Source organism: Gilliamella sp. Choc4-2 (genome assembly GCF_001690355.1).
In the GTDB taxonomy this organism is placed as follows: domain Bacteria; phylum Pseudomonadota; class Gammaproteobacteria; order Enterobacterales; family Orbaceae; genus Gilliamella; species Gilliamella apicola_A.
The window spans coordinates 1-3,222 of the sequence record NZ_LZHG01000015.1 but is presented as its reverse complement, the minus strand read 5'-3'; the positions used below and the strand labels follow the sequence as shown (position 1 = coordinate 3,222).

At 36.7% G+C, this 3,222-nt stretch carries 3 protein-coding genes; all 3 read right to left on the bottom strand.

Annotated elements, in window-relative coordinates; all coding sequences use genetic code 11:
* Positions 1-110: 110 nt before the first annotated feature.
* Positions 111-623 carry a DUF2345 domain-containing protein gene (locus A9G34_RS02770; protein WP_065568807.1) on the bottom strand — a complete coding sequence of 171 codons (513 nt, stop codon included), beginning with the start codon at positions 621-623 and terminating at the stop codon, positions 111-113.
* 88 nt (positions 624-711) lie between these two features.
* Positions 712-1,959, bottom strand: a complete 1,248-nt coding sequence (locus A9G34_RS10380; protein WP_081295250.1) for a hypothetical protein — start codon at positions 1,957-1,959, stop codon at positions 712-714.
* A gap of 61 nt (positions 1,960-2,020) precedes the next feature.
* Positions 2,021-3,222 (bottom strand): DUF2345 domain-containing protein (locus tag A9G34_RS02760; RefSeq protein WP_141670319.1); only part of this gene is annotated, 1,202 nt, incomplete at its 5' end.

Sequence of the window (3,222 nt, the reverse complement as noted above, 5' to 3'; positions counted from 1 at the left end):
TTGCTTCTGATAAGGCTTTATAATAGGCGTCTTGACTTAATTGTTTTTCGCCAACAGGAAAGTTAAAGTCGGTTATTTTTTTTATAGTCATTGTGTTACTTCCTTACAAATTATTCCGAAAAGCTTTTTGAATTGAACGATACATGTTTTCTTAATAACATTTCGAGTTCCGAATCATTGTTATTTAGCTTTGCGGATAAATCATTACTCGCCGCGCCCATCTTTTGCATGACATTACACTTCAGATAAACATTATCCTGTGTGCCCAGTTCAATGCCTTCACTGCTGATTTTTATATATGAACCGCCACACATTAACGTAAGCTGTTCGCTTGCGGTGACAGTGAGCTCACCATCGACACTGTCAATTTTTATATCCTGCTTGGCGGCCATGTTGAGGTTGGCGGATACTTCTAACCCTGAATTTTCTGGTTTAATATGATAGGAATCACTGCGAACTTCACCACCTTTAATATTTATTTCAGCATAATAAGGTATACCAAAAGTGGCATTGGGCAAAGATTTTGGTAGTACTTCAATTTCTTGTCTACAAAAACATCCCATAAGCGAAAAAACTAAAAATAAGTTAATAATTAAAATTAAATAATATCGTGATTTTTTCATATAGTTTATTGCGATTAATTGAATTTTTATTAAAAATAAGTATGTCTTAAACACTTTACCATTTATCTTGTTGCCATATATTTTTTATTTAAGGAATTTTACTTACCACCATAGCTGCGAAGGAGTATTGCATAACTTCTCCCAAAGTTCTGCCTGAATCCAACTGGTTGTATACCTCGCCCCATGAAAATAGTTCAAGTTGAACCTTTTCAGTTATTGCTGTTTGTTCTGTTATTTCCAGACCATTGTGTAATTTTAATTTATCTGTCCAAACTATCCAGTGGTTTTTAGTTGTTAAGATATTCTGATTATTAATCATTTTTGCTGCTATTAATACAACAACATGTGTATCAGGGCTAATATAAGAATTTAAACGACATAAATCTTGTAAAGTTAAATGGGGTCCGCTGATCTGTTTCATTAAACTTGTATTGATGCTGTATAAAATTTTAGCACCAGACTTTTCAAACCATGTTTTAAGGTTTCCTGCAGTTGTAATACCTGAGAATTTATCATCAGGCGAATCATAATCAAAAACACTGTTTTCTGAACCCCTTAAACTTGCCAAGGTAATCCAATCTATGCACGAAACTTTTGGGGTATACCCTGTTGAATCATTTTTAAAAAAATTTGTAGGATGGCGACAATCATAACCAGACTTTATTTTTAATGTGCCAATTTTAGTTTTACCTGATTCCCAAAGTTCTTTGACAATCTGTTTATATAAGTCTGGTCTATCCATCAATAAGCAATAAAAAAAAGCTGCAGGTCCACATAAACTGGCATCACCTTGATTAGGAAAATTGTATTTGGCTAATCTTAATTGCAAAGCTCTTTCTATTTTAGCTTTGGTAAACGGATCCATTGGGTCACCAACCGGATGTTCTTTAACTTCAAAAACTCTTGGCTTTGATGTGATTGTCACTTGAAATATAGATGATGTGCCAGATTGTGTTTCTTTGACTGTTTCATTGTACTTAAATTCCCTTGATAGCCCCCACTTTTTGTCCAAGATAATAAATCCCTTAAGTGGGATAATTGCTGTCATAGGTTCTTCTAATACTGTATAATCCTCTTTAGCTAATTTATGTTTATGATAAAGATTTAGTTCTAATATATAAGAGGTATTTTCGGGATCTGAAATATCTAACGATTGGTGAATTAATGTTTTCTTATCAGCTTGTAACGGCTGTTTACCTGTTGATTCTAAAGCATAAATTTTATTACCTTTGTCGTCCATTTTATATAATTCCATTTCATAAATAATATATTCATGATTGGTTTTTGTCTCTATGCTTGTAAATATATTGTATACTGTCATTAAATTTTCATCCATTATGTTATCATTGTATTTAAAAATGTATCATATTAATTATTAATGATTTTTATGCAATTTTTTATTGGTTGATAAGTTCCCCATTGCTTGTTTTACTTAATACTAAACGGACAGCAATTTTTTCTTCTTTTTTTGTATAAAACCTTTCTGTATAGCCTTTATCATCTGTTTTCCCTCGTTTGACTGAACCATCTTCCATAAACGCTAAATATTCAATATTTTTATATGGCTCACCTTCATCATTAACCATAAGGTACATTAAGCTATACTTATCATTTTTATTCGGTTTATTTGGTGAAAAGTTAGTTTCAATTGCTTCAGGCAGTGCTATTTCGAATCTATCTTTTTGTGCCACCCCCATCTTCTGCATCACATTACACTTCAGATAAACATTATCCTGTGTGCCCAGTTCAATGCCTTCACTGCTGATTTTTATATATGAACCGCCACACATTAACGTAAGCTGTTCGCTTGCGGTGACAGTGAGCTCACCATCGACACTGTCAATTTTTATATCCTGCTTGGCGGCCATGTTGAGGTTGGCGTTTTGGGCTTGCACCACAATATCGCCTTGGTTGGCAAACAGTTTCATGCCTGATTTGTGGGCAAATAAGCCCATCGCTTCGCCCGATGAGAGGGTAAGGTTTTTTAAGGCGGCAATGTCAGTTTGGTTTTCACTGGTTAAAGTAACGCTGTTGCCGGTGGAGAGTTGAATGTTTTGTGGACTGGTTAAGGCAATGCCTTCTTGGGCATAGGCAAGTATGCCGCTTTGGGTCAGTTGGCTTAATGTTTTGTTAAGTTGTTCTTGGCTGTCAGTGTCTGCTCCGTGGGCTTCAGACTGAGTAGCGGCATTTTGTAGGGCTTTGGCAATGGATAGCGCATTTTCAAGCTGGGTAATGGCGGCTTGCATGTCGAGCTGTTTGCCTTGTGCTTTGGGCTCGGTTTGGGTGGTTAAGTATAATCCCCGTGCAGCTGCTATGGCGCCCCATTCGTCGGTTCTTAGCTCAAAGCCTTCGCCACGCTGCGCTTTGCTTTGGTCAACTAAGTGACCTAAATTCAGTTGGGTTTTGCCGTATTCGGTGGCGAGTTTGATGTGCTCTTGCCCCCGTTTGTCGTCCATGCGTAATTTATTATTCGCTGGGGTGCGTATCACATTGCGGTGTTTGTTAATGGCGGTGACAGGGTCTGGGTGAGCACTGTCGTGCATTGCATGGGCAATATACGGTCTGTCAGGGTTGCCTTGCATAAAAGCTATTGCTACTT